The organism is Mesorhizobium sp. C277A (assembly GCF_040324395.1).
GTDB lineage: Bacteria > Pseudomonadota > Alphaproteobacteria > Rhizobiales > Rhizobiaceae > Mesorhizobium.
In genome coordinates this window covers 1,126,045-1,152,167 of sequence record NZ_JAMYVW010000002.1, presented here as the reverse complement: position 1 = coordinate 1,152,167, position 26,123 = coordinate 1,126,045, and the positions used below count along the sequence as shown (strand labels likewise).

Here is a 26,123-nt window from a genome sequence, read left to right as displayed (position 1 = left end):
GCGATCGACCTCGCAAAGCCGCTCATCGGTCAACCAAGCGCAATGTTATTTCCCCAACGCGCGCTTTTTCGGATCGGTTTGACTTTCAAAATCGTCGGGCCAACGCCATTGCAGGCGCTGCGCGCACAATTCCAGCCGGACTGAGCTTGCCATGGCCTTTCGTCTCTTTGTCCCCATTCTCGCCGGCGCGACGCTGCGCGAGCGCCTCATCGCCTGCATCGGGGCGATGATCGGCATTGCGCTGACCGGCGCGATCGGCGCGCTGGTGCTTGGCAATGGCCCGCATGTGCCGCTGCTGGTGGCGCCGATGGGGGCGTCGGCGGTGCTGCTGTTCGCGGTGCCTGCAAGCCCGCTGGCGCAGCCATGGTCGATCATCGGCGGCAATACAATATCGGCGCTGGTCGGCGTGATCGTGGCCCATTTCGTCCATCAGCCCGTTCTCGCCACGGGCATTGCCGTGGCGATGGCGATCGCCGCCATGTCGTTCTCGCGCTGCCTGCATCCGCCGGGCGGAGCCGCCGCACTGACCGCCGTGCTCGGCGGGCCGGCCGTGATCGGTGCCGGCTTCCTGTTTCCGTTCGTGCCGGTGGCGCTGAACTCCATGATGCTGGTCGCGCTCGGCTATGCTTTCCACAGGCTGTCGCGACGCAGCTACCCGCATGTGCCGGCCCCTGCCCCGAAAAGCACGCACGGAACCAGCGATCCGCCGGCTCAGGAGCGCATCGGCTTCCGGGCCGAGGACATCGATGCCGCGCTGGCTGCGCTCGACGAGACCTTCGACATCGACCGCAACGATCTCGAACAACTGCTGCGACAGGTCGAACTGCAAGCGACGATGCGCGCACACCGAACCATGTTGTGCGAGGACATCATGTCGTGCGACGTGATTTCGGTCGATGAACACGCGTCCGCCGATCGGGCGCGTCATCTGCTGCTCGACCACAATATCCGCACGCTGCCGGTTGTAGACAAGGACGCCAGGCTGGTCGGCACCGTTGGATTAAGGGAATTGGCGCGAGCCGACGAAGCCGTCGGAAGCGTTACCTCGACAGCGTCGACCGCCGCCGCCGGTACGCCCGCCATGGCCCTGCTACCGGTGCTCACCGACGGCCGCACCCATGCAGTCATCATCTTGGACGGGGACAGCCGCATCCTTGGCCTGATCACGCAGACCGACCTGCTTGCGGCCACGGCGCGAGTGCAGGCTGCTGACAAGCCGCTGGCGGAAGCAGTATTTCTAGGCGCCGTCGGAGCCGGGCGAAAATGGCCGGGAACCTTTTGCCGGCGATGTCATCCAATGTCTTGATCGAGGTTTCGGACGGGGATTGGATCGAGGAACTGGCCATGCCTGCTATGTCTTTACCAATGCCCACGGCTGCTTCAAGCGAGATGCTTCTCGTGCGCCGCGCGCTGGCACGCGAAGGCAACGCCTTCTGCATCATCATGAAGACCCATAATCAGCGGCTCTATCGCATCGCTCGCGGGGTGGTGCGCAACGATGCCGAAGCCGAGGACATCGTCCAGGAGGCCTATGTCAGAGCCTTTGCCCATCTCGATGCCTTTCGCGGGGAGTCCTCATTGGCCACCTGGCTGTCGCGCATCGTCATCAACGAGGCGCTCGGTCGTCTGCGCAAAAGGCGGCGGACGGTGGCGGAAAACCCGCAAGCCGAAATCATCCAGTTCCCCCTCAATCCCAGCGACGATCCGGAGCGGACGATGGCGCAGCGGCAGATCCTCGAGTTGGTGGAACGGGCGACCGACAGCCTACCCGATGTTTATCGGACGGTGTTCGTGGCGCGGGTTATCGAGGGGCTCAGTATCGAGGAGACCGCCGAGCTGCTTGGCGTGCGGCCGGAAACCGTCAAGACAAGGCTACACCGCGCCCGCGCCCTGGTACGCAAGGCACTCGACGACCAGATCGGGCCGGTGCTGCTCGACGCCTTCCCGTTTGCCGGCCGGCGCTGCGACAGGCTGACCAGCGCCGTCATGCAGCGGCTCGGCCTGGAGAGCTGATCATCGGCTGATTTGGCCGATTTCCCCGGGAACGTTTGCCGCCGCTGCGCATCCAATGACCGTCAACTGAAAAACACGGCCCGGCGCGATCCCGCGTCCGGGCGAAGGAGATGCCATGGTTACCCGACACACCGCCGCCCTCGCTGCCTTGCTGCTGCTTGGCGCTGCCCCGCTCGCACAAGCCGCCGACAAGCCGACGGACCCGCAGATCGCCCACATCGCCTACACGGCAGGCGTCATCGATGTGGAAGCCGCCAAGCAGGCGATCAAGAAATCGAAGACCAAGGAGGTCGTGGATTTCGCCAACGACATGGTGCGCGACCACGAAGCGGTCAACGCGCAGGCACTGGAACTGGTAAAGAAGCTGAAGGTGACGCCGGAAGACAACGCAACCAGCCAGGCGCTGACCAAGGCTGCGGCCGAGGAGCGGGCGAAGCTCGCCAAACTCGACGGCGCAGCCTTTGACAAAGCCTATGTCGACAACGAGATCGCCTACCACAAACAGGTCGACGGCGCGCTTGAAACCCTTTTGATCCCATCGGCCAGTAATACCGAGTTGAAGAGCCTGCTGGAGACCGGCCTGAAGATTTTCCAGGGCCATGAACAGCACGCCGAGCATGTTGCAGGTATGCTGAAGTAAGGACCAGGCCATGTCGAAACGGCAGCTGTGGATTGCACTGGCGCTGGTCTTCGGGACCTCACCCGTGCAGGCCGAAACCATCCAGGTCACCATCAACAAACTTGTCTTTTCGCCGGCCACCGTCGACGCGAAGGTCGGCGACACGATCAAGTGGGTGAACAAGGACGTGTTCGCACATACGGCTACCGTCAAGGGTGGCTGGGAAGTGATGATCCCGCCGAAGGCAACAGCGAGCCTGACCCTGCGGAAGGCGGAAGCGGTCGAATATTTCTGCCGCTTCCACCCCAACATGAAAGGTCATGTGGCCGTGACGGCGCCTTGATCCCGGTCCGCAAGCCCGTCCTGCTGCGTTGAGGCTCGCCTGGCTTCATCCGGCCGGGTGATGTGCGTCCACGAGCCGTGACAGCCCGGCTGGCGGCGTGCGATCCAGGCATCCAGCCCTTCGCGCAGATCAGCGGTCGGAGCCATGCGGGCGAACTGCTCGGCCTCGACAGCCAAGCCATCCGCGATGCTCTGGTTCAGGCCGCGCGCCACTGCTGTGAGGATCGAGGCAATTGCTGCAGGAGAATGCCTGGTCATGCGCCGGGCGAGATCAATTGCGGCGGGCATCAGCTCCTCATGCGGCACCACCTGATTGACGAGGCCGAGTTCGAGGGCGCGCGGCGGCGGGAACCAATCGCCGGTCAACAGCAGCTCGAGCGCCCGCTTGCGCCCTGCCAGCCTCGGAAGCCGCTGCGTGCCGCCGAAAGCAGGCGGCATTGCAAGGTTGATCTCAGGCTTGGCGAACAAGGCGCGGTCGCTGGCGATAGCGAGCGGCACGGCTTCGGTGATCTCGCAGCCGCCGCCGAAGGCGATGCCGTTGACGGCGGCGATGACGGGCTTGCGGAACGCCTCCAGCCTTGCGGTCAGGCGCTGTCCGCGCATGACGAAGTCGCGCAGGGCAACGTCGACGCCGATGTCCACGCTGCCTGAGAATTCATGGATGTCGCCGCCGGCGGAGAAGGCGCGCTCTCCTGCTCCAGTGAGGATGACGGCGCGGATGGCATCGTCGGTCTCGGCGGCATCGAGGAGCGCAAGCAGGCGATCAATCAGCGCATAGTTCAAGGCGTTGAGCTTCTCCGGCCGATTAAGTGTGAGGATGGCGATCCCGTTGCGGGCCCCGGTGAGCACAAGCTCGGTCATGTCTTTTCCTTCCCTGTGTTTGTCGACGGAGAGGATCAGGCTTTCGGTTGTATGTATATTCACTAGTCGGTATACTTGCGTATGAGCGAAGCACCAACCCCTACCCGCAAACGCATTGTCGATGCCGCAACGAAGCTGTTCTATGCCGAGGGGATCGGCCGCGTCAGCGTCGATGCAGTGGCGGAAAAAGCCGGGCTGACCAAGCGCACGCTCTACTATCATTTCAAGAGCAAGGACGATTTGATCGCGGCCTATCTCGACGGTCGCGACCAGCCGAACCTCAAGCAGATGGCCGGCTGGTTCGAGACGGCCGAAGGCGATGTCGAGCGCAAGGTCGAGGCGATTTTCACCAATCTGGCGCGCGTGGCGAAGCACCCGAAATGGAGAGGCTGCGGCTTTCTGCGCACGGCAGCCGAACTCGCTTCCATGCCCGGACACCCGGCCGTTAAAGCGGGGGCGCGGCATAAGCAGAATTTCGAGACCTGGCTGGCTGGCGAACTCACAGGCCACGGCGTCGACGAGCCGCAGACCCTGGCGCGCGAAATCGTGCTTTTAATGGACGGCGCGTTCTCGATCATGCTGATCCACCGCAACCCCGACTATGTCGAGGCCGCCGGACATGCCGCTGCAACGCTGGTTCGAGCAAGGTCAGGATCGGCGACTATCCGCTAGAGCGTTCACCGTTTAATGGAGACGGCGAAACACGCTATCTCTTTGACGCAATTCCGGACGGAGAACCACTTCACACTTTTCGTGGAGTTGCTCTAGAATCCAGCCGCCAGCCATGCCGTGCCGACGGCAAGGGTCAGCAGCGTCAGTGGCAGGCCGACCTTGAAGAAGGCTGAGAAGGACAGCTGCGTGCCGGCCGCCCGCGCCTGTTCGGCGACGATCAGGTTGGCGACCGAGCCAAGCAAGGTGAAGTTGCCGGCCAGCGTCGAGCTCATCGCCACCACCAGCCAGGCACGCCCGGGGTTCTCAAGGCCGGGTATGAATGGCCGCAGCGCCAGCACGGCCGGAACATTGCTCATGATGTTGGAGAGCACCGCGGTGAAGCCCGATAGACGCCAGACGTCGTCCAGCCCGAGGTTCTTGGCCGAGGCGATGATGTCGGGCGTCAGCAGCGTCTTTTCGGCGCCGGCGACAACGATGAACAGGCCGGCGAACATGAACAGCAGCGGACCGTCGATCTCGCGGTAGATGCGCGCCGGCTTGATGGCGCGGGTGAGCAACAGGATGGCGCCGCCGATGAGCGCTGCCTTGGCAACCGGAACGCCGGCGAAGAAGGCGATGGCCAGGCCGATGCAGACAACCACCGCCTTCAGCACCTGTCCCGGCAGCATGCGGCCGCGATAGACTTCCGGGTTGAGATCGGCGGTGCGGGCGAATTCGGCGCGGTAGACGATGCGCACGATGACGATGACCGCGACGAAGCCGAAGAGGGCAACCGGCGCCAGGGCGGCCGAAAAGGCTGGGTAGGAAATTCCCGACAGCGCGCCGATGACCATGTTCTGCGGGTTGCCGGTGATGGTAGCGACGCTGCCGCAGTTGGACGCGGTGGCGGTGGCGATCAGATAGGGAATGGGATTGCGATTGATAACACGGGTGACGTGGACGACGATCGGCGCCATGACCAGGCAGATGGCGTCGTTGACCAGGAACGCCGACAACACGCCGGTCAACAGCGTCACCATCACCAGCAGCACGAAAGGCGCGTGCGCATGCTCGATAGCGTAGGCGCCAAGCGCCCGGAAGGCGCCGGACACCTTCAGATGCGCCACCACGATCATCATCCCGAGCAGCAGCGTAATGGTGTCGAAATTGATGGCGCGATAGGCATCTTCCATACTGAGTGCGCCGATGGCGATCATCGCCGCACCCCCCAGCAAGGCGATCCCTGCCCGGTCGAGACGGAGGCCTGGAATACGCCCGATTGCGACGCCGGCATAAGTCAGGACAAGGATCAAAAGTGCCGCTGCGCCCATCAATGTCATTGGCAGACATCCTTGTCCAAACGAACCGACGCAGGAACGGACTGTTCCCGCTCAGGCATTTGCCGGGCAGCTTTAACGCCGCTCCAGCAAAGCGAAAGCCTATAACGATCCGAATGCGAAAATCGGTGGGCAAAATCGCGGGTCGACCGATGCCGGGAGCAACCGGAGCTTGATCTTGAGACGGCCGAAATTGGGAATGAGACACGCGCGGCGGACTGCCGGTGGCCTGAGATTGCCATCCGCGAAACTTCCCCCTCGGGAGGCTCGCGGCTTATGTAATTAAATTCTAATTTAGGCTTTCCGGGTATGGATAGCTTAGCCATATTTCGGCCTTGGGGTTTCAGATGGTCCAGGTTCTTGAGAGGGAATGCCGTGTCTCGGAAAACGAGGCTCTGCTGGCCCGCCCGATGGAATGTCCACAATGCCACGGAACCCGCAAGGTGTTTGTCTGTGCCCGGTGGGCGAGCTCGAACGGCCATTGCTGCCCCGGAGGAACACACCGGCTCAGTTGCCCCGGTCACAGCGTCGCGTGCATGGAGTGCGAAGAGAACCTTGAGCGTGTCTGAAGCGATCGCGACTATTTCCTGTTGGGAAAACGCAAAAAGCCCGCTCCGGCGAACCGGAGCGGGCTTTGCAACCATACGCCAAGAGTACCCTGCTGAGACCAGTACCCTGCCGAGAGCCGACCCGCTTTGCGTTTCCGCCACCGCAATAAATTGGTAGCGGCACTTCCAGAAAAAGCGATTGTTGGCTAACCGCCGTCGAATTACTCGCCCGACTGGCCGTCGCCAGTCACACTGCTGCCCAGAATTCCAAAGTCCTGAGACTTAGTTCCTTGTCCCGCAGTCAGGAATCCATCCGCATCCAGGCCGCGCCGCAGCAGTTCCCGCACTGCCGCGGACCGGCTTGGCATGCGCTTTTCGAAGCGCCAGTTTTCCAAGGCAGCCAATTCCTCGGCTGTCAGCATGATCTGCAGTCGCTCGGGTCGTTCCAGGTCGGCCATTCGCGCCTCCAACCGTCAAGACCAAAAAATATGGTGAGTTAGTATGTGCCTCAATTGCAGTATAGCTAGGGGTCCCCGTGCAGCGCGTCAAGAGAGGCTGATGGGTGACTCACATACAAGACCAACGATGAGGGAGATACGCCGATAGCACAACCAGTGTAGTCTTCTAACTATTTGATTTAGTTGAGAATATTTTATATTCTTCTTGCCATCTGAAGGTCGTTAGCGCATCTTGATCACGACGGGACAACCGGCTCCTGAAAGGAAGGTTTCCATGCGCTACGGATATTCGGCTCGGCTACGGGAGGATCTCAATTCACGGGTCCTGGGCGCGCTGCGCTCGCGCGGAATGGTCAATATTGCGGTGGTTGCCGAGGACATACGATTGCGTAACCTGGACGAGAACGTCGCCCTTGAAGACGTCGAGCGGCTTGTGATGCAGACGGCCCAACTCTACGGCGCGGTGATGGAGTTGGACGGACTGACCTCCGTCGAGGCGGGGAGATTGACTTCGCTTGCCGACGATAAGCACGAACTGCCTGGCATCGGCAATTCCGACACCACAGGCGGCCAACCCGCTCCCCTGCTGGGATTGTCCTAAGGCGCGACCCGCTCTTTCAATCGACAAAAATCCGCGAGAGAGATTTGGACCGAGCGCAGCGGCGCCTTGAGCGTCCAGACAACGCCTTGTTCCCCAAATTCCAGGGATTCCAATCCCCGCATGTTTGGATGACGTATTCCCCTACCCCAAATTCCCCACCTGCTCGATTTGCCCGTTCCGCGGTAGCTGAGATGCACGTGCGAGGTTTCGGTTCCCGTCGTCCCCTTGGGACGGCAATTGTTCTCCTGCGAAAAAGCGATCACCCGCCGGGCGGCGCCGGATCTCAGGGCTCGCGCAAATGTCGACAACGAAGCGCAACTCAGGCCGTTTTTGTCGGAACCCCGTCAACCCGAGGCGGTTCTCCCGTTAGCTCGCCTGACGCCAGCAACAAGTCGCCTGGAAACGGTGTCGCCGACGGTAAACGACAACCGTGCGGCAAACAGGCCCTGATCGGCGTTCAGCTTCAAAGGCCGCGGAACGCTGTTTCGCAGCCTTTACGTTGCGCCGGCGGCTTCGCATCGACAGGAACCAATCTATGGCCAGAGCGTTTGCCGCTGCGTACTCTTCTCAGACGTAGCCAGACGGAGTGAGGGACATGGCTTCATCGGTACTTATCGGCATTCTGATCACTTTCCTGGTGATCATCCTGGTGCTCTATCTCGTCCAGCGTCTGCCGCTCGATGGCCGCACGAGGCAGATCGCGCAGATCGTTGTCATCATTATCGGCATTATTTCGCTGTTGAAATACCTGGCAATATTTTAGGATATGGATCGCCATGACATCACAAGCAATCGCAGGGATCATCTTAACGGCGTTGTTTGTCGCGACAAGCACGGCCTACGCCCGACCCAACACGCGTTCGATGACCTGCGAGGAAACGCAGCGCCTGATCCAGAGCCATCACTCGGCGGTGTTGACGACCGGCCGGAATACTTACGATCGCTATGTCCGCCAATACGGCAACGAGTGCGACTGGCCGGAGGTGCCGGTCGCTGCCTCCGTTCCGACACGTGATGGCCAGTGCCGTGTCTATTGGTGCCGGGAACCGGTATTCGATTTCCCGAACTGACATGTCCAGCAGCCTTGCGGCGGTCGTCGCCATGGCGCTGCCGGGTCCAGACAATGCATTGCGCGAGGCGACATGGAACCGTTGCGCCGCGCGTGAATTGATTGTGCGCATGGCGCTGCAAGATGTAGCGGTGTGATGCCCAACCAGATGGAGGAGCGGTCATGCCCAATGATACAAGGCGGAGCGGCAGCTGCCTGTGCGGCGGCATCCAGTTTTCGGTGACGGGAGATCCCTTTCGGATTGGCCTTTGCCATTGCAAGGACTGCCGCAAGGCTAGCGGGTCGGCTTTTTCGGCGTTTGCAGTGTGGCCGCTCGAGGCGTTCGAAACGACGGGTATCGTCAATAGCTACGGCGACAGAAGTTTTTGTCCCACCTGCGGCGGCCGGGTCCCTTTGGTTCGTGAGAATGAGGTGGAAGTGACGATTGGCAGCCTCGATGAGGTGCCCACCGAAGGGCTGGAGCCCAGCTATGAACTCTGGGTCAATCGCCGTGAGCACTGGTTGCAACCCTTGCCTGCCGCCCGGCAATTCGAGCACGACCGGGTCGATGACGAGCCGACAAACCGGACAGCCGAACCGATTTCTGACGGTGTCGAGACGCCGTCTAGCTTGCCGCAACGCAAGTCGGCCTAGCGCGAGCGGCGCAGAAAGCCGGCAGGCAGGAAATTCATTCTCGAAACCGCCCGATGCCGACAGGACCGGGTCCGACAACATTTCACCCGGTAGAAGCCAAACGCAAAAAGCCCGCCTTGGCGTCAAGCCAAGGCGGGCGGTAGATCATCCGGCCTGCGCTGCCGTGGAACGATGGGTTGGCCAAAGCCCTGCGCTGAGACCCGGTGCCGTTTGTAACCGGCGATTGACTACGGAGCGGCCCCGGTCAGCTGGAATTCGTCTTGTGGTTGCAACGATGCTACGTTTTGTTTCGAAACGAGAGCCTAAGGCCACGCAATATCGTTACGTCAACTATGCTGTCCAAGTATCTCGTGGTGTGAACTGAAGGAATCTTCCTGTCTTGTACAAAAGAACGCTTTGTTTATTTTCTTTCCGTCACATAGTGTAGCGAATCTTGAAGCCGGATGGGGCGGCTTTCATGCAGCCAGCGCCTTCGCAGGATCGCGGTCCGCACGTGCAATATCCACTTCACGGCAATCTTCATGCAAGCATAGCCAGCGCAAAGTTCATACGCAGACGTTGGGGGAGCACCGATGGACCAGCCGAGCAAAATGGAGAACCTGCAGTTCGCGCAAGGGATTCTGCGGGAGCTTAGGCAAAAAGCCGAAGCCGACGGCGAGAAGCTTCTGACTTATCTCATCGACATGGCCTACCTTGAAGCCAGCGACCGCATCCGTGCACATTGGGTCGGCAATCACGAGCCCGAAAGCCGCAGGGCCATGGGGTAACCGAAACGCGGCGACGGTTGCCCCCACGGGGCGTTTTTAACCAGACGCCTGGGGCCGGCGAGACCATTGGTCAGTTGGCGATACCGGCTGAGATGTCAGCCAGAGCCTCCCTCACCCGAGTTTCGCTGATGCCCCGCGTGTCCTTGACCCAGCTGGGCGTCGAAAGCGGTGGTTCGATAAAGCGAACATGGTTGTTTACGGGCCCATGCACATAGGGGCGATTCAGCCCGTAGATAAGCGCGCATGGGACGTTCAGGGCAGCGGCGGCGTGGGAAATCCCGCCATCAACCCCGAGGAACATGGTCGACGCAGCGATCTGGCACATCGCGTCAGCAATCGACGGGGTCGAGGTGAAGTCGATTGCCTCAGGAATGGCGGCGCGGATTTTTGCGGCACCGGCGTGCTCGCGCGGTCCGCCTACAATCCAGATTGCCCAGCCGCGATCATGATGGTCTCTGGCGATCGAAATGAAGCGCTCGACGGGCCATGAGCGGAAATTCTCAATGTCGGCAGTATAGAGCGCCAGGGCCGGTCGGCCGGCATCGATCTTCTTGTGCTGGCGCCAATCGTCCAACTCGGCCGGATCGACCACAAGCCGGGGCGCCGGCCACTCTGCGCCCGCAGCCGGCTTTTCGCCAAGCGAGGCAATCGAGCAGACCTCCTCGAAGAGCCGCGTCTTGCGGGGTCCGAAGGCCCATAGATGCGCCAACCAGCCGGCGGGGAAGCGATTGAGGAGGCCGAATTGCAACTCCTGCGGATAGCCGATGCGCTCCTCTATTCCGGCCATGAACGCCATCAGCGCCGCCTTGGTGCTGCTGGTCATCAGATAGGCCGTACGGTAATTTTCCTTGCGCAACTCGCCAACCAGGCGGCTGCGCTCGCCAAAACCGGGGCGCTGATGACGCTTGGCAAGCGCCCAGCCCTTCCTGACATGCGGCATCAGGCGCGCCAGCGGCGCTGCGACAGGCGAGGTGACGACATCTATGGGGCGATCAGGAAATCGCGCAGCGATGATCTGGATGGCAGAATGGCAACGGACGAAGTCGCCGACCGCGGGGAAGCCGACGAAGAGGATTGGATCGCCGGTCGTCAAGGAAGCGCTTCGCCGTCAAGGATGCGGGCATAGAGATCCAGATAGCCGCGCGCCGCTTTTTGGATGGGAAATCTCGTCGCGGCCGATTCGCGGCATTGCTGAGGCGTAAGGTCGGCGACGGCCTCGAAAGCGGCCGCAAATTCTTCATCGGTCTCAAAGAAGCGCCCGCTGTCGGCATCGACCGTCTCGGGCAATGCGCCTCGCGTCGTCGTCAGCACCGGAGTGCCGCACAACATGGCTTCGACCGGTGCGTTGCCGAACGGCTCCTCCCAGGCGATGGGGTTGAGGAAGGCTCGCGCTTCGCCGAGAAGGCGAAGCTTCGGCTCGCCGTCAACGATTCCGTGGAAACGGTATCGCCTGCCAAGGCTCTTGAAAAACAACCCTTCGCGGCGGGTCTGACTTCGGCCCAGCAGTTTCCAACGCGAGCCACCGGCGATATCGAGACCGAAATCGAATTTTTTGGCGAGATCGACGGCGCGGTTGAGGCCTTTGCTTGATCGTGCAATGCCGGCGAGAAATAGCAGGCGGTCGCCCTTTGCAGCCGACAAACGATAGGCGTCCACCGGAAAGCCATTGTAGACGAATGTCTCGCGCCCATGCTGGCGGGCATGATTGGCGCTGATAAAGCTCCAGTTCGCAACTGGCATGGGCTGGTCCGGCATAAAGCCGCGCTGCGTATTCAGCGTTGGAAATGGCACCTCGACGGGCCAACTATGGGTGTGGACGATTTGCGTGTCGCGCGGAATGGCTGCCCGGCATTCGGCATCGGTCGAAGCGTGCCGGACTTCGAAGAGCGGGTGGCTGGAGCCAGGGCCAGCGATCACCACGACTTCGTGTCCGAGACGAACCATCTCCGTGGCCAGCCATTCGACCTGACGCTGAATCCCACCGTAACCTCGGCAGGGTATTACGCCCTTCAAAACGAGCGTCACCCGCATTGACCTTGCCTCACAATGCTCTCAAAGACGGCCCAGTTGCGTCACGGGCTGGGCATTGTCAAGGTCGCGCCAGAAACGCAAAAAGCCGCGGCGGCCTCGATCGGGTTACGGAATCGTTAATCAGCGCTTGCTACTATACCGGATGACCAAGAATCTCGGCAATGCACCCAGGACCATCTCCAGGCAACAGCCAAAGACCTCCGCTCTTGGTGGGCTGACGCCCGCCCTGTTTCCCCTTGTGGTCGTCGCGCTCGGATACATGATCGGTCGGCAATTCTTCGGCTTCTAGGGCGACTCGTCTAGGCGCGCACGGTAAAGGCTCGCGCCACGCGGGGGACGCCGTCAATGTCCACCCAACCTCCAAAACCAACCGGCGGCACCGTACGCCGCTACCCACTGCCCCGCACGTAAGCAAATTTTGTGCAATCACGGGAACGTGATATTCACTGATCACCGGACAAGGGGGCGCTGATGAGGTGTCTGGTGATCAATCTTGATCGTTCTCGCGATCGGCTGGCGCATGTCGCGTCCGAGTTCGGCCGGATCGGAGTACCATTTGAGCGTGTCTCCGCCATCGATTGCCCCGATTGCTGCTCTGTCGCCAAAAGCCCGCTAAGCGCTGCTGAGGTTTGCTGTTTCCTGAGCCACCGCTCGTGTTGGGAGATCGTTGCGAACGGCGCGGATCAATATGGCGCGGTTTTCGAGGACGACGTCGTTTTCGGCGCGGGCGCCGGCTCGCTGCTTGCTTCCGATCGATGGGTGCCGCGCGATGCCGATGTGATCAAGCTGGAAACGCATTTTGCCAAAGTGAGGGTCGGACGCAAGGAAGTCGCTCTCGATGATGGGTTTTCGCTTGCCAGACTTTATGGCCTGCACGCGGGCGCCGCAGGCTATGTCATCTCCAGATCGGCAGCGCAAAGATTGCTGCGCAGGACCATGCATCTGAGAGGAGAGGTCGACTTCGTTCTTTTTCACCCAGGATTCATGACCTGCTCGGTCAACCGAATCTATCAGATCATGCCGGCGCTTTGCGCACAGCACCATTTTGTTTCGGGACGAGAGCGCCTTCCAAGCCTCGTGCGACGGCCCGGGAGGCGGCCAAAACCGTTTCTCGATCGAATTGTCGGAGAAGCGGTGCGAACCTTCGCCTATCTTCGAAACCAGAGCCTGACCGGAACAAAGAAGATCGAGGCCGTCGCGTTCTCAGGCTCTGAGGTCGACGGCAAACCCGTCCACGGCGCGTTCATCTATGGGCAGCCCGAGCACGGCCACTTCAACAAGGCGGCCGGCATACCGATCGCGCGGAAGAATAGTTCGACCGCCAGATAAGCAGACGATAGCGGCTGCGTTACGAAACAGCCTTTTCGCGGACCGGAAGCTTCCAGCCCGGCCTGACAAAGTGGCAGGTATAGCCGTTGGGGTATTTCTCGAGATAGTCCTGATGCTCTGGCTCCGCCTCCCAGAAATCGCCCACCGGCGCAAGCTCGGTGACGACCTTGCCCGGCCACAGTCCAGAGGCATCGACATCGGCGATGGTGTCTTCGGCGACGCGCTTCTGCTCGTCGCTGGTGTAGAAGATCGCCGAGCGATAGCTCATTCCGACATCGTTGCCCTGGCGGTTCCTGGTGGTCGGATCGTGGATCTGGAAAAAGGATTCGAGCAATGTGCGAAAGCTGATCCTGGCCGGATCGAAAACGATCTCGATGGCTTCGGCATGGCTGCCGTGGTTGCGATACGTGGCGTTGGGCACATCGCCACCGCTATAGCCGACGCGGGTAGAGATCACGCCGGGATAGCGCCGGATCAAATCCTGCATGCCCCAGAAACAGCCGCCGGCAAGGACTGCACGTTCGGTGGACGTCGCCATATCATACCTCCATTGGATTGCTCCTTAGGTAGGCATTGTCGCTGGCTTCTTCCAGCATCTCAAGTGCATCACTCGTTGCCGGCCGAGCCGAACCGCCGCACGATGACCTCGAAGACGATGTCGGAAATCCACATGGCCGAGACGCCGATCAAAAAGGCGGCGGCGAGCGTCGTGGTATCGTCGGCCGGATCGGGGATAGGCATGCCGGTTGCCCTGAACCAGGCGTCGGCAGGCAGCGTCAGATACGCAGCCGCCAGCGCCCCGCAGATCGGCGAGGCAATCATCTCGCGCAGCTTGTAGCGATGGCGCGACAGTGCTCGCAGCACGCCGCCGGCTAGCCCGGCGGCGACGACCGGCCCCTTGATGCCGAGTATGTCGAAGAGGTCGTGCATCGGCTAAGGCCTCCATCCGCAGAGCTTTTGTCCCTTGCGGTTGTGCGCCAGGAGCGCTCTCGCCTCGGCGTCCGACAGGACGTCGACGGCTTCGGCCGACAGGCGCAGCGGGCTTGAAATCGCGCAGAAGCCGCCCGAAGCAGTCGTGCACCCGGCAAGCGCCACAAGCAGCGCAAGCATCAGTCCCTTGCCCATGATTTCAGCTCCTTTCGAACAGCGTCCGCCGGCAATGCGCCGACGTCGTTCTGCACCTGCTCAGCGACCGCGCGCGCCGCGGCCTCAGCGGCCGCCAGTTTGCCGCGCTCGGCCCTGGCGCCGGCCAGCCGCTGGTGAGCGCCCCAGCAAAGGGCGGCGATGACCGATGCCAGGAAGCCCAGCAGCGCTTTGTTGCCAAGCAGGACGGCGAGGAGCGCGCTCACAGCAGCCACCCGGCGACAAGCCCGGCGGCAAAGCCGATAGCATAGGGTTTCGCGGCTTCGAGATAGGCGATGAGCAGTTGTTGAAACCCTTCCATGTCAGTGCTCCCAGCCGGATTTGCGGGCCAGCCAGTGCCAGGTCTCGGTGACCCAGGCGATGGCGAGACCGGCGGCGATCTCCAGACCAGCTTGAATGTCGGGGTCGGAAGAAAATGCCGCCGCGTCGTCGGCGCCGAGCAGGCCACGCGCGACCAGAACACCGGCGCCGTAACGCAAGCCGATGCGGATGAAGACGGCGATCATGTCGAACTCCTTGCGAAAATCGATTTCAGGATTTGAAGCAGCGCACGCCAGAACGGCAGGCGTTCGACGGGGCTGACGCGCCCGCCGGTAGACACCGGCGGCATCGCACTGCCGGGCTTCGGCGAGAGCGCTGATGGCTGGGGCGGGGTGCCCGGCAAAGGTGCCGCGGGCTGTAGTGCCGACATCAACAGCGCCTGGGAACGGACCGACCGGATGCGATCGCTCCAACCCTTGCCGAAAACCGGCCAGGTCGGCAGCCGCCGCAGGAATGCCAGGCGGGCATCGCAAAGATCGTCGATGACTGCGCCCAGTGGCCTGGCGCCGACAGCTTTGAGCGTGGCCGGGCCGATCCTGCCGTCCTGTGCGGTGCCAACTGCCGCCTGCAGATATTTAGCCGCCCTGCCCGGCCCACTGTTCACGGCGAAGTCGAAGACGGCATAGTCGACACCGCCGGGAAGCTCGGCGCCCGCAGCGGCATCCCAATAGAAGCGGCGATAGACCGTGGCCACCTGAGCATCCGTGATATGGCGAAGGTCGTCCTTCGTCGCATCCGCCTTCACGTAGCGGCGGAAATTGGCCAGCGTCACGCCCTTCATGGTTGCGCCGCCGGGATCGGCCGGATTGTCGGACCAGCCGCCTTCCGATTTGAGGACGAGCGCAAGCGCCCGCGCGAAGTTGCGGTTCATTTTGTGCCTCTTTTGGGGTTGTGAGCTAGGGGCGAGGATTACCGCCGGATCGAGCCCGAGCCCTCGGACCAAGTTCACAGCATCAGGATCGTCGCTGTAGAGAGAGGGATCGTCCGGAGCGAACCAGCGGGCGAAATAGATCGGGTTGCCGGTGAGCATGCCATAGGCCTGCGGCATCTTGCCGCCGCCGATGATGCGGGCTTGCACTATGGATTTCAGCACAATGTGGCGGACTGCCGGGGCAGCACTCCAAGCCTAGCCATCCCATATTTGACGCGCATCTTCCGGGGCTTCAGGCACTTCGATGCCATTTTCAGGAAGCTCGAGGTCTTCACCATCAAAGCCGCCGAGATAGGCGCCATTGCCGTCAACGAGTATTTTGTCATGGTGTCGCCTCAAAATTGGAAAGGGCTTTTTAGATGTGGCTTCTGTACCGGTATCAGTCCCTGCAAATTGGACTGGTGGCACTTGTCGCTCTTGGCGCCTATGTTGCGGTGCCGGATGGCTGCTATCGACAGGCGGCTTCTTTTTGGCTGTTTTGCCTGTATCGGTAATGTAGACATCATTTCCCGGTATACGGGGTCGCCCTACGAGAAATACTGCGCTCAGCAGGATCTGCTGCAGGCCAGGAGAGAAGCCGCTAATAATTAGGCCCACGCTCGCACGACGAGCCTCCAGCTACTGTTGGTAATTGTGGTGCCTGCGCCGGTGCCTTTGGCGGTGATATCAACAGCGGTGGACGAAAACCGCACATTGATGTTGGTGGCGTCCGGGACCAGCGATAGACCTTTGTTGCCTGTACCGCCGCCCGGATTAGCCAGTACTTCGTCTCCAATGGAATACCCGGCATCTGCCGTAGTGCATTGCAGCACGGCAAAGTAGTTTTTTGGCTTGACGCCGAGTCCATGCGCTAGCGTCAGTGATCCGGCATTCGTGATGGTCTGCTGCGCGCTTTCATAAAACTTCTGAAGCAACGCCGTGGACGACTGGACATAGCGTGCATCCTGTTCGGCCTGCGACCATTGCAGCTTGATCCATCCTCCCCAGGCACCGCCAGCCTGCCTGCGCCGCCATAGCTTTTGGTCTGCCGCCGTAGTGTCGTTGACGAAATCATGCACCGTCTGCGTCCGGTAGCCAGTGCTTCCGTGCGCTTCCACAAACCCCAGGAACCAATTTACGCCGTCTGGCGCATTAGCCGCCGCCGAGGCCATATACCAGCCGTTGTCCAGGGCGTTGTTCCAATCGGTGATCGTCTGCGCGACGACACCGAGGTTGGGTCGGCTATCAAGTTTCAGATCAAACCCAGCCTTGACGAACCCCGTTGTAGCCAATTGCGTGGTATTCGTTCCAGGCGCTGCGGTCGGCCCCGTTGGCGTCCCGGTAAATGTCGGGCTGGCCTTCGGCGCCAGGCTGGACACCGCGATCCCACTATCCTTCCCCACCTTGCCCGTCGTGCCCGCGAAAGTGACAATATTGTCGGTTGCCGAAGACGCAGGCCCCAAAAAATCTCCTACTCCCGTCCCGTCGGCGCCTCTGTCGCCGGCCCGGTCGAACATCAGCCAGATGCCGTTGGCCGCCGTCGGCAAAGTGCCGGCGCCGCTGACATAGGCGAGCGTCAGCTTGCGATAGCGCGTCGCGGCCATCAAATCGTCGCGCAGTTTCACCACTTTGCCGTCCTTGCGATGGTAAAGCCGAAATTCCTCGAACCAGGGCAGCAGCGACGAGAACACCTTGAAGCGGCCGGACTGCATGCGGTCGAGCATCTCCATCAGCCCGGCCTCCACCGAGACCGAGCCGTCGGCGAAGCGGGCGTGGCCCGACAGCATGTTCAGCCCATGCGCGGAATATTGTCTGGCAAGTGCGGTGCCCGCCCCTTCCAGCGTCTCGCGGCGGCCGTCGCGCGGCCAGGCCCAGGGCAGCCACTCGCCCCACGGCTTCAGGGCCAGTACCTGCATGGCCGGCGTCTGCTGCGAGGCCCGCGCCGCCTTGGAGATATAGACGACATCGGCCTCCGTATCCCAGGCCAGCTCGACCGCGGCCGACGGATGGTCCCAGCCGAAATCGAGGGCGCCGATCCGCGGCCAGTAGCGCGGCAGCCGGAAGGGCTCGCAGGCAATCAGCTCCTCGGCAATCGGAAAGATGCGGCCGGAGCCCAGCACCGGAATGCCCTTGGCCCTCGCTTCGCGCTCATGTTCGGGATAGGCGGCGATGATCGCGGCTCGCTCGTCCGGCGAATAATGTTCGGCGTCATCGATGGTCATGAAGGTGACGTGACGGGTCATGGGGCCTGCCGGATTGATTCGGGATGCCGTGATATGGCTTTGTTCGCGCACGATATTTTTGGGCCGAACGCGGCGGGTCTTCCCTTCTCCCCTTGTGGGAGAAGGTGTCGCCGAAGGCGACGGATGAGGGGTGTTCCAGGGAACGCCGACGCGTCACTCCGCTGGAACACCCCTCATCCGTCTCGGCGCTATCGCGCCGATCCACCTTCTCCCACAAGGGGAGGAAGAGCGCGCACCTCACCCGACAAAAAACGCAACACCACGTCGCTCATGCCCAGCAGCGGCGTGAACGTCACGATGGCGATGCCGCCGGTGGCGTTGGTGCGGGTCAGGCCTTCGGAATAGATATCGAGCGGCGGCTCCTCGTCGAACCAGACGCCGTGCAGGGTTTCGCCCTGCCACTTTTCGCGGCCCTTCTCATAGCTCTTGAACGACAGCACCGATTCATCGGCCTGCACGTCGCCGCCGCCGCCCCAGCGCACCACGATGCTGTCGAGCGCGCCCGGGGCGCCGCGGCCCATGGTCGTGTGCAAAATGGCGTTGGCCGGGATCATGCCGGTGCCCCATGCCGCCTGCTGCTGCGGCGGGCCGACCAGCACGCGCTGCGGGTTGTCGCGCGTGCTCTCGCCGGTCACGCCGGCAGCCCATAGCCTGACGGCGGTGTCGAAGGTCTTGCCCTGCCACCACGCGGGATAGCGGCCGGTGAGGTGCATGGCCCATTCGGCGCCGCCGGCCCTGGTCTTGCCGAGCTGGTTGCCGGCCATGAACAGACGTTCCCGGTTCTGCGCGCCGGCGGCGTGAAACTGCGCCTGCCTGGGATAAGGCCGGTAGGCGGCAAGCTGGTTAGTCCTGCGCCTGCGGTCCAGTTCCTGCAGCAGCGCCAGATAGTGGCGGCGCGTCTTCAGGCTGGTCGCCAAACGGCCCGAGGACGGCTTCGAGGCCACGGATGCGGCGGCGGATCTCGTCATCGCTCAGGGCTTCCAGATTGTCAGATGAAACATGCAAATCCTTGGCCAGATCCTTGGGCAGCACCGATTGCACGATCTTCAGATACTGGTCGGGCTTGTCGGCCCGGACCGCGGCAATGACGCCAGCGCCATGGGCGCGGAAATCGGCGCGCACCGCGTCGAGGAAATCATCGCCAAGCGTCTTCTTCGTCCGCTTCGGCTTGGCAGCGGCGGCAGTCGCCTTGCGGCCAGGACGAGAACGCGGCGCCGTCCGGTCAGCCATGATCCGAGATCCCGGCGGGCTCGGCGGTCCCTGCCTGCTTCGCCTGCTTTGCCGGCCTTGCCCGCTTGATCTTGCCGGACTTGATCTTGCCGGACTTGCGCCGAGCCGATTTTGCCCTTGACCGTTTTGGAGGGGCCTTGCGGGCCGCATCAGCGGCCGGCGCGTGGCGTTTTCCGGCGGGCGCGGCTTTCAGGGTTGCCCTGGCAAGGGCGATCGCCCGGCCGTCGTGCGTGCCGCGCGGAAAACCGAAGCCGCCGACTGCATCGACAGGGCCACCGCGAACCATGCCGATCAGCACGCCCGGCACGACCGGCTCGACGCGGCCGATGCGCGCTTGCGAGGCGGTGCCCTCGAACACGCCAATGGCGCTGACGACCTCGCGGCCGTCATCGTCGGTGATGATGGTGGCATAGCGGTTGGACAAGGGAGGCCTCGCGGATAAGGCAGAATGAACCGAAGATAGCGTTCCCCCCTCTGTCCTGCCGGACATCTCCCCCTCTAGGGGCCCGTTGCGTTATAGGCTTTGGGCGTGGAGAGAGACGGCAAGGGCAATGCGAGGTGGTTTCCGGCGCTGGTTTGTGGCCAGATGGGGTAGGAGTTGGCGTATTCGGCGGATTTCGGGCGCAGTGCGACCCTAGATCAGGTCGCCAGCGTCACCCAGCGACGCATGTTGAAGGCCATGGCGGCGATGAGAACCTGTCCTGCCGCCTTGGCCAGACCGCGATAGCGGATGGCGCAAAGTCGCATGCGGTTCTTCAAGGTGGCGAAGGTCGTCTCGACGGCAAAACGTTGCCGGGCGATCAGTTGGTTGAACTGCTTCAGGCGCGCCGGCAGGCGCGGATGATGCTTGTTGGCCCGCCGCATCAGCCGCGGCTTGATCCCGCGCTGCCTCAGCGACAGCTCGCGCGCCTTCGTGTGATAGGCCGCATCCGCCAGCACCGCGCCTTCGTCGCCACAGATCAGATGATCCGCCTCGACCGTGTCGTTGACGTTGGCTGCTGTCGTCCTCACCCGGCGGATCAGACCAGAACCCTGGTCGACGCCGACATGGGCCTTGTAGCCGTAGGAGGAGCCAGGCTTGCCCTGCCGGCGTGTAAAGCCGGCATCGGGATCGCCGGCATCGCCCGCTTCGTGCGCGGCCCCACTGGGCGGCCGTGCCGCCGCCGTCTCGATCACCGTGGCATCGAGCATCGTGCCGCGCCGCAGGATCAGCCCGGCCTTGTCCAGTTGATGGTCCAGTTCGCCAAACAGCTTCTCCAGAAGCCCGGCCTCCACGAGAAGATTGCGAAAGCGGTTGAGCGTGGTGTGGTCGGGCACCGTCTCCTCGAGCGTCAGTCCAACGAAGCGGCGGAACGACAGCCGATCGGCGAGCGCCTCCTCCAGTTCGTTGTCCGACAGCCCATACAAGGATTGCAGCAGAAGCGCCTTGAACATCACCAGCGAATTGTACGCAGGCCGCCCCGGCCCAGTTGGCGAGCGCAGCCGTGCCAGGATCTTCTCGAAGCGATACCACTTCACCAGCGACGACAGCCGGTCCAGTCGTCCGCTCCGACCAAGACCCTGCGGCAGCAGAGCCTCTACAAAACTGAACTGACCGCTCGGCTTTGTCGTCATCGCAAAAATCCCCGTTTCAAAAACAGGGAATCACATCCACCCAATTTTGCAACAGTGCCTCTAGGGGGGAGATTGGCAGCTCCAGGGTCGCGACCAATATGCAGCGCTGACGATTGGCGAAAGCAAAGCGGCAGTCCGATCTCCCCCCCGTGTGGGGGTTGAGGAGTGGTCCGCGCAGCGGACGGAAAGCCAATTGCTTGGCTTTCCGAACGACGAACGTCCGGCAGGCCAGAGGGGGTGCTGTCCCGCCGACATCCGATATCCGCACGTTGTGGGCATCAGGAAAACAAAACCCGCCTTGTGGGCGGGTCGCTGGCGCAAATCAGCACCATGGGTAAATAATAGCAAAGCTGCCCTCACCCGTCAATGCAGATAAGAAATAATTCCTACTCTGGTCAAAGCCTCGTCCTCCGCCGCCAGCATTGCGCGAGGGCCGCTTCGATGGGATGCTGGGCCTCGTCGGAGAGCGCACAATGAGCGATGTGACCAGTCACTATGGCAGCGGCGGCATTGTCGAGCGCATCCTGTCGGCTGTGCCGGACGCCAGGGCCGGCAGCCTCGCAGCCAAACAACTCTATCCGTTCGATCAGCTTCATGGCCGCGAGCTGATCGCCACGCAGGAGCATGCCGCGCGTCTTGCGCCCTCCGCTGGCGATCGGGTTCTGGACATCGGCAGCGGCATTGGCGGCCCGGCCCGGTTCCTTGCCGAGACCTATGGGTGCAGCGTCGACGGCGTCGACCTGACGCAGGCGTTCGTCGAGGCATCCCGCCGATTGACCGAGCTCTGCGGCCTCGGCGACAAAGTGCGTTTCTATGAGGCCGATGCGACAAGGCTGCCTTTTGCAGACGACACATTCGACGCGGCAATCTGCTTCTATGTCGGCATGAATATCGCCGACAAGGCGGCGGTCATCGGGCAAGCGTGGCGCGTGCTGAAGCCGAAAGCCAGGCTTGTCTGGACCGAGGCGGTGCTGGCGGACGGCGAGCCTTACTATCCCTTGCCTTGGGCGGTGTCGTCGGCGGCCAGCCATCTTGTCGACGGCGAGACCCTGAAGGCTCTGTTTGCTTCAGCCGGATTCCGGGTCGACGATGTCATCGACGAAACCGGCGATCACGTCGAGCTGGCGTTGAAACGGGCAAATTCCGGCATCGTGCCCTCGCCCGCCCAGCAGCAGGCCAATGAGATCGTGCTCGGCGCCGAGTTTGTGCAGCGGCGAAAAAACTACATAAGCAGCCTGAGCGAGGGAAAACTCGCGTCACTGGCCGTTATTGTTTCCAAGCCGGCATGAAACAAAAACCCGCCTCGGCGGCGGGTTGCTGGCGCAAATCAGCACCATGAACAAATCATAGCATAGCTGCCCTCACCGGTCAAGATATGTCAGGAAAGAATTCCTACATCGACATCGATCGGAGACTCGGCGATGCTAGCGCTACCACATCCGGCGTCAAGTCATATGCATATGTTCTAAAGTGCCATGCCGTCGGCGGATGTTGTCTGATAATTTGCCCTTTGGCATCAAGGGGGCAAAAGAAGCCATGTCTGAGGACAAAATCCGAAATATAAATCTGACCGCCGACATCGTCGCGGCATTCGTGCGCAACAATTCAGTGCCTCCGGATAGCCTGCCGGCGTTGATCGAGAGCGTCAATTCAGCGCTCGCGGCCGTGGACAATCCCGTTGCTCCGCCGCAACCTGCGCCTGAGCCCGCGGTCAACCGCAAGCGCTCGGTAACGCCGAATTTCATTTACTGCCTCGAGGATGGCAAGAAGTTCAGGTCGCTGCGGCGTCATCTCGGCTCCGCCCATGGCATGACGCCGGAAGCCTATCGCGCCAAATGGGACCTGCCCGGTGACTATCCGATGACGGCGCCCAGCTACGCCGCCAAGCGCTCGGAGCTGGCAAAGGAGTTCGGGCTCGGCATCAGGACACCCGAGGCCCCGGCCGCCAAGGCGCCGGCCAAGAGCAAGACCAAGGCGTAAAGGCACGCCCCCTCCGTGCCGTACGCCTGCTGGAGGACGATCGTGGTGGCCGGAGAGCCCAATGACGTTCGCGTGGAACGTGTCGACCGCCGCCAATGGGCGGTGCTGGTTGCCGAGAATGGCACGGTGACCCAGCATCTGTTCATGGCCCAGGAAGCGGCCGAGGAGTTTGCCGACGGCGAGCGGACAAGGCTCGGCCTTCCCGCCAGGCCGCCGGCGGCGGATCCGCTGGCCTGAACAGTCCTTCAACCGGCTGCAGGATACAAGACGCAGCCTTCGACAGGCCGTCTAGCGACTGGTCATTAGCTGGCTCTTATGGAATCATTCCACTCCAACTCGGGGGAGAGCGGGATGGACAAACCAGCCATGGCATCCGTGTTCAGGATGCGGCAAGCGCCAGCCACTGTTTCGGGCGTTCGCAGCGTCGGCCAAGGCCAGGCCAATCCGGTCATCGGCAGAAGGCCGCTCGGCGAGGCGATCCGCTTCGTCATCGACGCCCATCCCCATTACGACATCAGCGGCGTTTCGATCGCCTATGGCGACGGCTCGGCCCCGCGCCTCGGCAGCCGGGAGGTCAAGGCGCTGTGGGCCGAATATGGCCGCCGCTGGATGGAAGAGTAGCGCAGGCCATCGGCCGACGCCTATCGCTTGCATCCCCGTCCGGATCGTAACAGCGGCTCATGCGTTGAGCGTGAGCCAAATGGGAGCAACAGCCATGAACGTCGCCAATCTGCAACTCGAAGGCCTGCTGATGGCCGTCGCTTCGATCAATCAGGTGCTGGTGCGCAAGGGCCTGCTCACGGTGGAGGATATCGACATTGCGCTGCGCAAGGCCGAGGCCATCGAAACCGGCGAGGAGCGGTCCGACGGCATGTCGGAGTCCAACCGCGACGCCGTCAACTTTCCGATCCGACTGCTGGAACTGGCCAATCAATGCCAGCCGGAGGCGGACATGCCGTCCTTCTCGAAACTGGCCCGCATGGTCGGCCAGATGAAGGAACCCTACAACGACCAGATGTGAGGCGGTCTGCCGACGCGGGGCCTCACCCTCGGCCGAGCTTCGAGGCCAGCACGCTGCCCGGTCCATGCACGGCGGCGAACAGCAGGCCGGCGGCGAACGGGAAATGGGACATGAAGGCGCCGAACTCGGCCTGGTTGCCGGTCCAGTGCGACGGACCGTGGAAGGCAAAGCCGAGGAAGACCACGTAGACGGCGGCGACCAGGGCGGCCGGTGTGAAGAATGCTCCGGTCAGGAGGGCGATCACCAGCAGCGTTTCGAGGATCGCGGCGCACCAGGCCAGAAACAGCGGGAACGGGAAGCCGGCGGCGGCGATGTAGCCGGCGGTCATGTTCATATCCATGAACTTGAACGCTGCTCCCATCGCGAACATGGCGGCCAGGGTCAGGCGGGCGATGAGAATGGCCGCGGTCTGCCACGGCGATTGAACGGCTTCCATGATGTGCTCCAAAGGTTTGCAACGGGTTTCATCCCAAGGACGGGCGCGACGCCGCCGATCCGACATCGTCCCGCAAAATTCTTTCCCGGCGAAGCAGAACTTCTGAAAAGGCCGCCGCTTGCGGGCAAGCCTGATTGCCGCCCGCTCAGAGCTTCGCCGTCAGCTCCCGCCACAACCGCTTCGGCGGCTCGGCGCGCTGCACCACATTGGTCGTCACCGCGCCGTAGCGGCCGATGGCGTCGACGATGCTTTCGAGGTCGGGCTGCGACGGGACGACCACCTTGACCAGAAAACAATCCTCACCGGTCACCCCACAGCACCTCAACCACTTCCGGCATGGCCGCGAATTTCTTCAGGCAGGTCTGAATGTGCTCATGCTGGTGCGCAGGCGGATCATGGCCATGGTGCCGAGACCGAGGGCGGTGGGATCGATCGCGGCCCGGTAGCCGGCGATGATGCCGCGCTCCTGCTGACGGCCTTCGTGAGAGAGAGACAGGCCGACCACGCAATCGCACCATAGACACCCGAAGCGTGCGCGCGGGCTTGCCCCGACTTGTCCCGCCAGCTATCTCTCGGAAGGGGCGTTTGTGAGGGAGACTGCGAATGGTGTCCGTCCGATATCTGGTCCGCGATGTCGATCTGTCCATCGCGTTTTATACGAGCCATCTGGGCTTCGCGCTGAAGCAGCAATTCGGTCCGGCGATGGCCATCCTGACGCGCGGCGACCTCTCGCTCTGGCTCGCCGGTCCCTTGGCGTCGGCAGCCAGGCCGATGCCGGACGGCCGGACACCCGAGCCGGGCGGATGGAACCGCTTCGTGCTCGAAGTCGAGCAATTGCCGGCAGTCGTGACTAAGATGCGCGAGGCCGGCGTGCGGTTCCGCAACCAGATCGTCGAAGGTCCGGGCGGGCGACAGATTCTTTGTGAAGACCCGTCCGGCAACGTGATCGAGCTGTTCGAGCCCAGCTAGACTTCGGCCGTCGCCTCGGATTCGGCGCCGGGCTTTGCCTGGCCTTCCCACTGCCGCTCCGCCTCTGCTTTGCGCTTCGGACAATCCTCGTAGTCATGCTCTCGCGAACCGCAATAGGAGCAGCATTTTGCCGGCGTGTCGGTTCGAAGCATTGTGGCCATGCACAAGAATGCACGAAAATTCATCCGGTTGCAGCAGCGTCTGCGACGTCGCTGCTGGGATGCGTGACCGCCAGCCTGGCGACGCCGCTCAATAGCCGCCGCCGAGGATCGGCAGAATCTCGGCGGCAGACATTGCGCGCGGCGCGTATTCGTCCGGCCTATATCAAAGTTAAATGCGGATGGTGGGGGTGAGGTGGTAGGTGATCGCGATGGGGGGACTCTCAACGCGCTCGAGGTGTCCCATGGACGTTCGAAATCTGATTGCCAAATTGTCAGCCGCGGTATTGCACCGCCGCGCCGCGTCTTCGCCGATACTGTTCAGGCCGATCCGCAACTCGCTCGCCGACATCCCGTTGAAGCCGGCGCCGCGGCAGCCTTATCGTCCGCATCGGCCGATCTGGCCGGCAAGCAACATGTAGCTCGCCGGGCTGCAACCAGTTTGTGATTTCCTCGTTTATGGCGATCCCGTTTTCAAGGAGGCAAGTGATGAGATCGATCCGGGCGAGACGCGAATGGTTTGGATGGTGAGCGCATGAGCCGTTTTCTGCCCCTGACGATCAGATTCGTGGACGGAAGCGCGATGACGGTGTCGTCGATCGCCGACGCCAGGAGGGCGCTAGGCGGAACATGGAAGAACAAGCAGACGGCGGCCTACAAGGCGGCCGACAGGCTGGTGGACGACGCGTTGAACGGCATTTGCCGCCCGGACATCGCCTTTGCCGCTTTCCAGAATGCCGCCGCCCAACAGGGCTTGCTGAAGCCGGCCAAGCCAAGTGCCGCCCTTGCCATGCTCGACGAATTGGCGTCGCTGGATGGGCATCGTTGAAAGACCGGCT

At 62.3% G+C, this 26,123-nt stretch carries 38 protein-coding genes and 3 pseudogenes; 20 read left to right on the top strand and 21 right to left on the bottom strand.

All coding sequences use genetic code 11. The annotated features are described in order from the left end of the window. Positions 1–151: 151 nt before the first annotated feature. The 4 genes from NKK52_RS05735 to NKK52_RS05720 all read left to right on the top strand — a co-directional run bounded on the left by NKK52_RS05735 (position 152) and on the right by NKK52_RS05720 (position 2,975). Complete coding sequence (locus NKK52_RS05735) at positions 152–1,306, top strand: HPP family protein (RefSeq protein WP_023684330.1); 1,155 nt, start codon at positions 152–154, stop codon at positions 1,304–1,306. 38 nt (positions 1,307–1,344) lie between these two features. Continuing rightward, positions 1,345–2,013: an RNA polymerase sigma factor gene (locus NKK52_RS05730; protein WP_050591998.1), complete on the top strand. Its 669-nt coding sequence runs from the start codon at positions 1,345–1,347 to the stop codon at positions 2,011–2,013. 115 nt (positions 2,014–2,128) lie between these two features. Continuing rightward, positions 2,129–2,653 (top strand): DUF4142 domain-containing protein, encoded by a 525-nt coding sequence (locus NKK52_RS05725; RefSeq protein WP_023705691.1) that lies wholly within the window; start codon positions 2,129–2,131, stop codon positions 2,651–2,653. Between the two features lie 10 nt (positions 2,654–2,663). After that, a complete protein-coding gene (locus NKK52_RS05720) occupies positions 2,664–2,975 on the top strand; it encodes a cupredoxin domain-containing protein (RefSeq protein WP_023684333.1) in 312 nt (103 codons plus the stop codon). Here NKK52_RS05720 and NKK52_RS05715 read toward each other — a convergent pair. Then, positions 2,951–3,835 (bottom strand): crotonase/enoyl-CoA hydratase family protein, encoded by an 885-nt coding sequence (locus NKK52_RS05715; RefSeq protein WP_023684334.1) that lies wholly within the window; start codon positions 3,833–3,835, stop codon positions 2,951–2,953. The genes NKK52_RS05720 and NKK52_RS05715 overlap by 25 nt on opposite strands. An 81-nt stretch (positions 3,836–3,916) precedes the next feature. On the opposite strand from NKK52_RS05715, the gene NKK52_RS05710 reads away from it, so the two are divergent. Further along, positions 3,917–4,507, top strand: a complete 591-nt coding sequence (locus tag NKK52_RS05710) for a TetR/AcrR family transcriptional regulator (RefSeq protein WP_023684335.1) — start codon at positions 3,917–3,919, stop codon at positions 4,505–4,507. A 92-nt stretch (positions 4,508–4,599) separates the two neighbouring features. Here the strand turns inward: NKK52_RS05710 and NKK52_RS05705 are convergent, their stop codons facing one another. Further along, entirely contained in the window at positions 4,600–5,826 is a 1,227-nt protein-coding gene (locus NKK52_RS05705) for an anion transporter (RefSeq protein ID WP_023715177.1), read from the bottom strand. Between the two features lie 766 nt (positions 5,827–6,592). Then, positions 6,593–6,829 carry a hypothetical protein gene (locus tag NKK52_RS05700; RefSeq protein WP_023684337.1) on the bottom strand — a complete coding sequence of 79 codons (237 nt, stop codon included), beginning with the start codon at positions 6,827–6,829 and terminating at the stop codon, positions 6,593–6,595. A gap of 274 nt (positions 6,830–7,103) precedes the next feature. Here NKK52_RS05700 and NKK52_RS05695 point away from each other — a divergent pair, with 274 nt between their 5' ends. The 6 genes from NKK52_RS05695 to NKK52_RS05670 all read left to right on the top strand — a co-directional run bounded on the left by NKK52_RS05695 (position 7,104) and on the right by NKK52_RS05670 (position 9,899). Then, entirely contained in the window at positions 7,104–7,430 is a 327-nt protein-coding gene (locus NKK52_RS05695) for a hypothetical protein (protein WP_023715176.1), read from the top strand. A 595-nt stretch (positions 7,431–8,025) separates the two neighbouring features. Next, on the top strand, positions 8,026–8,193 hold the full coding sequence (locus NKK52_RS05690; RefSeq protein WP_023684339.1) for a Thivi_2564 family membrane protein: 168 nt from the start codon (positions 8,026–8,028) through the stop codon (positions 8,191–8,193). 13 nt (positions 8,194–8,206) lie between these two features. Then, entirely contained in the window at positions 8,207–8,500 is a 294-nt protein-coding gene (locus tag NKK52_RS05685; RefSeq protein ID WP_023684340.1) for a hypothetical protein, read from the top strand. Between the two features lies 1 nt (position 8,501). Further along, a complete protein-coding gene (locus NKK52_RS05680) occupies positions 8,502–8,636 on the top strand; it encodes a hypothetical protein (RefSeq protein WP_023684341.1) in 135 nt (44 codons plus the stop codon). Positions 8,637–8,661: 25 nt separating this feature from the next. Beyond that, complete coding sequence (locus NKK52_RS05675) at positions 8,662–9,132, top strand: GFA family protein (protein ID WP_023715175.1); 471 nt, start codon at positions 8,662–8,664, stop codon at positions 9,130–9,132. Between the two features lie 572 nt (positions 9,133–9,704). Further along, on the top strand, positions 9,705–9,899 hold the full coding sequence (locus tag NKK52_RS05670; RefSeq protein WP_023684343.1) for a hypothetical protein: 195 nt from the start codon (positions 9,705–9,707) through the stop codon (positions 9,897–9,899). A 70-nt stretch (positions 9,900–9,969) separates the two neighbouring features. On the opposite strand, the gene waaF is transcribed toward NKK52_RS05670, so the two are convergent. Further along, entirely contained in the window at positions 9,970–10,992 is a 1,023-nt protein-coding gene (gene waaF / locus NKK52_RS05665) for a lipopolysaccharide heptosyltransferase II (RefSeq protein WP_023684344.1), read from the bottom strand. After that, entirely contained in the window at positions 10,989–11,930 is a 942-nt protein-coding gene (locus NKK52_RS05660; protein WP_023808296.1) for a glycosyltransferase, read from the bottom strand. The genes waaF and NKK52_RS05660 overlap by 4 nt, the downstream gene beginning before the upstream one ends. 483 nt (positions 11,931–12,413) lie before the next feature. Between NKK52_RS05660 and NKK52_RS05655 the strand changes: the two genes are divergently transcribed. Continuing rightward, a complete protein-coding gene (locus NKK52_RS05655) occupies positions 12,414–13,259 on the top strand; it encodes a glycosyltransferase family 25 protein (protein WP_050586903.1) in 846 nt (281 codons plus the stop codon). 19 nt (positions 13,260–13,278) lie between these two features. Here the strand turns inward: NKK52_RS05655 and msrA are convergent, their stop codons facing one another. From msrA to NKK52_RS05595, 13 genes and pseudogenes are all read right to left on the bottom strand, one after another. Continuing rightward, on the bottom strand, positions 13,279–13,797 hold the full coding sequence (msrA, locus tag NKK52_RS05650; protein ID WP_023671461.1) for a peptide-methionine (S)-S-oxide reductase MsrA: 519 nt from the start codon (positions 13,795–13,797) through the stop codon (positions 13,279–13,281). A 68-nt stretch (positions 13,798–13,865) separates the two neighbouring features. Next, entirely contained in the window at positions 13,866–14,189 is a 324-nt protein-coding gene (locus tag NKK52_RS05645) for a hypothetical protein (RefSeq protein WP_023684347.1), read from the bottom strand. A 3-nt stretch (positions 14,190–14,192) separates the two neighbouring features. Next, positions 14,193–14,384 carry a hypothetical protein gene (locus NKK52_RS05640; RefSeq protein WP_023671459.1) on the bottom strand — a complete coding sequence of 64 codons (192 nt, stop codon included), beginning with the start codon at positions 14,382–14,384 and terminating at the stop codon, positions 14,193–14,195. After that, positions 14,369–14,608, bottom strand: coding sequence for a hypothetical protein (locus tag NKK52_RS05635; RefSeq protein WP_023684348.1), 240 nt, complete (start codon positions 14,606–14,608; stop codon positions 14,369–14,371). Before NKK52_RS05635 ends, NKK52_RS05640 begins: the two co-directional genes overlap by 16 nt. A gap of 96 nt (positions 14,609–14,704) precedes the next feature. Then, the gene (locus NKK52_RS05630) at positions 14,705–14,908 is read right to left on the bottom strand and encodes a Pam3-gp28 family putative phage holin (protein ID WP_023684349.1); all 204 of its coding nucleotides are present in this window, start codon (positions 14,906–14,908) and stop codon (positions 14,705–14,707) included. After that, on the bottom strand, positions 14,905–15,801 hold the full coding sequence (locus NKK52_RS05625) for a glycosyl hydrolase 108 family protein (RefSeq protein WP_023684350.1): 897 nt from the start codon (positions 15,799–15,801) through the stop codon (positions 14,905–14,907). The genes NKK52_RS05630 and NKK52_RS05625 overlap by 4 nt, the downstream gene beginning before the upstream one ends. 48 nt (positions 15,802–15,849) lie before the next feature. Continuing rightward, the gene (locus NKK52_RS05620) at positions 15,850–16,251 is read right to left on the bottom strand and encodes a hypothetical protein (protein ID WP_156939281.1); all 402 of its coding nucleotides are present in this window, start codon (positions 16,249–16,251) and stop codon (positions 15,850–15,852) included. Beyond that, a complete protein-coding gene (locus NKK52_RS05615) occupies positions 16,242–17,753 on the bottom strand; it encodes a phage terminase large subunit family protein (RefSeq protein ID WP_502903001.1) in 1,512 nt (503 codons plus the stop codon). Before NKK52_RS05615 ends, NKK52_RS05620 begins: the two co-directional genes overlap by 10 nt. Before the next feature lie 21 nt (positions 17,754–17,774). Then, positions 17,775–17,855: pseudogene (locus tag NKK52_RS32190) on the bottom strand (phage terminase large subunit family protein); the annotation flags it as partial. A gap of 262 nt (positions 17,856–18,117) precedes the next feature. Beyond that, positions 18,118–18,781: pseudogene (locus NKK52_RS05610) on the bottom strand (terminase large subunit domain-containing protein); the annotation flags it as partial. Continuing rightward, positions 18,720–19,106: a hypothetical protein gene (locus tag NKK52_RS05605; RefSeq protein WP_023684354.1), complete on the bottom strand. Its 387-nt coding sequence runs from the start codon at positions 19,104–19,106 to the stop codon at positions 18,720–18,722. The gene NKK52_RS05605 and the pseudogene NKK52_RS05610, both read right to left, overlap by 62 nt. After that, positions 19,099–19,530 carry a hypothetical protein gene (locus tag NKK52_RS05600; RefSeq protein ID WP_023684355.1) on the bottom strand — a complete coding sequence of 144 codons (432 nt, stop codon included), beginning with the start codon at positions 19,528–19,530 and terminating at the stop codon, positions 19,099–19,101. Before NKK52_RS05600 ends, NKK52_RS05605 begins: the two co-directional genes overlap by 8 nt. A gap of 215 nt (positions 19,531–19,745) precedes the next feature. Continuing rightward, positions 19,746–20,720 carry an IS5 family transposase gene (locus NKK52_RS05595; protein WP_023743626.1) on the bottom strand — a complete coding sequence of 325 codons (975 nt, stop codon included), beginning with the start codon at positions 20,718–20,720 and terminating at the stop codon, positions 19,746–19,748. A gap of 473 nt (positions 20,721–21,193) precedes the next feature. On the opposite strand from NKK52_RS05595, the gene NKK52_RS05590 reads away from it, so the two are divergent. From NKK52_RS05590 to NKK52_RS05570, 5 genes are all read left to right on the top strand, one after another. Beyond that, complete coding sequence (locus tag NKK52_RS05590) at positions 21,194–22,009, top strand: class I SAM-dependent methyltransferase (RefSeq protein ID WP_031204522.1); 816 nt, start codon at positions 21,194–21,196, stop codon at positions 22,007–22,009. A gap of 247 nt (positions 22,010–22,256) precedes the next feature. Further along, on the top strand, positions 22,257–22,700 hold the full coding sequence (locus NKK52_RS05585; protein ID WP_023685952.1) for a Ros/MucR family transcriptional regulator: 444 nt from the start codon (positions 22,257–22,259) through the stop codon (positions 22,698–22,700). Positions 22,701–22,742: 42 nt separating this feature from the next. After that, positions 22,743–22,937 carry a hypothetical protein gene (locus tag NKK52_RS05580; protein ID WP_023689866.1) on the top strand — a complete coding sequence of 65 codons (195 nt, stop codon included), beginning with the start codon at positions 22,743–22,745 and terminating at the stop codon, positions 22,935–22,937. 114 nt (positions 22,938–23,051) lie between these two features. After that, positions 23,052–23,321: a hypothetical protein gene (locus tag NKK52_RS05575; RefSeq protein ID WP_023685950.1), complete on the top strand. Its 270-nt coding sequence runs from the start codon at positions 23,052–23,054 to the stop codon at positions 23,319–23,321. 94 nt (positions 23,322–23,415) lie between these two features. Further along, positions 23,416–23,721, top strand: coding sequence for a hypothetical protein (locus tag NKK52_RS05570; RefSeq protein WP_023671444.1), 306 nt, complete (start codon positions 23,416–23,418; stop codon positions 23,719–23,721). A gap of 22 nt (positions 23,722–23,743) precedes the next feature. Here the strand turns inward: NKK52_RS05570 and NKK52_RS05565 are convergent, their stop codons facing one another. Next, entirely contained in the window at positions 23,744–24,157 is a 414-nt protein-coding gene (locus NKK52_RS05565) for a DoxX family protein (RefSeq protein ID WP_023685949.1), read from the bottom strand. A 145-nt stretch (positions 24,158–24,302) separates the two neighbouring features. Beyond that, a pseudogene (locus tag NKK52_RS05560) lies at positions 24,303–24,632 on the bottom strand (Lrp/AsnC family transcriptional regulator); the annotation flags it as partial. A gap of 128 nt (positions 24,633–24,760) precedes the next feature. On the opposite strand from NKK52_RS05560, the gene NKK52_RS05555 reads away from it, so the two are divergent. Next, entirely contained in the window at positions 24,761–25,126 is a 366-nt protein-coding gene (locus NKK52_RS05555; RefSeq protein WP_023685946.1) for a VOC family protein, read from the top strand. Here the strand turns inward: NKK52_RS05555 and NKK52_RS05550 are convergent. Continuing rightward, the gene (locus NKK52_RS05550; RefSeq protein WP_023685945.1) at positions 25,123–25,287 is read right to left on the bottom strand and encodes a hypothetical protein; all 165 of its coding nucleotides are present in this window, start codon (positions 25,285–25,287) and stop codon (positions 25,123–25,125) included. The genes NKK52_RS05555 and NKK52_RS05550 overlap by 4 nt on opposite strands. 242 nt (positions 25,288–25,529) lie before the next feature. Here NKK52_RS05550 and NKK52_RS05545 point away from each other — a divergent pair, with 242 nt between their 5' ends. Both NKK52_RS05545 and NKK52_RS05540 read left to right on the top strand, forming a co-directional pair. After that, positions 25,530–25,706: a hypothetical protein gene (locus NKK52_RS05545; protein ID WP_023685944.1), complete on the top strand. Its 177-nt coding sequence runs from the start codon at positions 25,530–25,532 to the stop codon at positions 25,704–25,706. 113 nt (positions 25,707–25,819) lie between these two features. Next, positions 25,820–26,113 carry a DUF982 domain-containing protein gene (locus NKK52_RS05540; RefSeq protein WP_023685943.1) on the top strand — a complete coding sequence of 98 codons (294 nt, stop codon included), beginning with the start codon at positions 25,820–25,822 and terminating at the stop codon, positions 26,111–26,113. Positions 26,114–26,123: the final 10 nt, after the last annotated feature.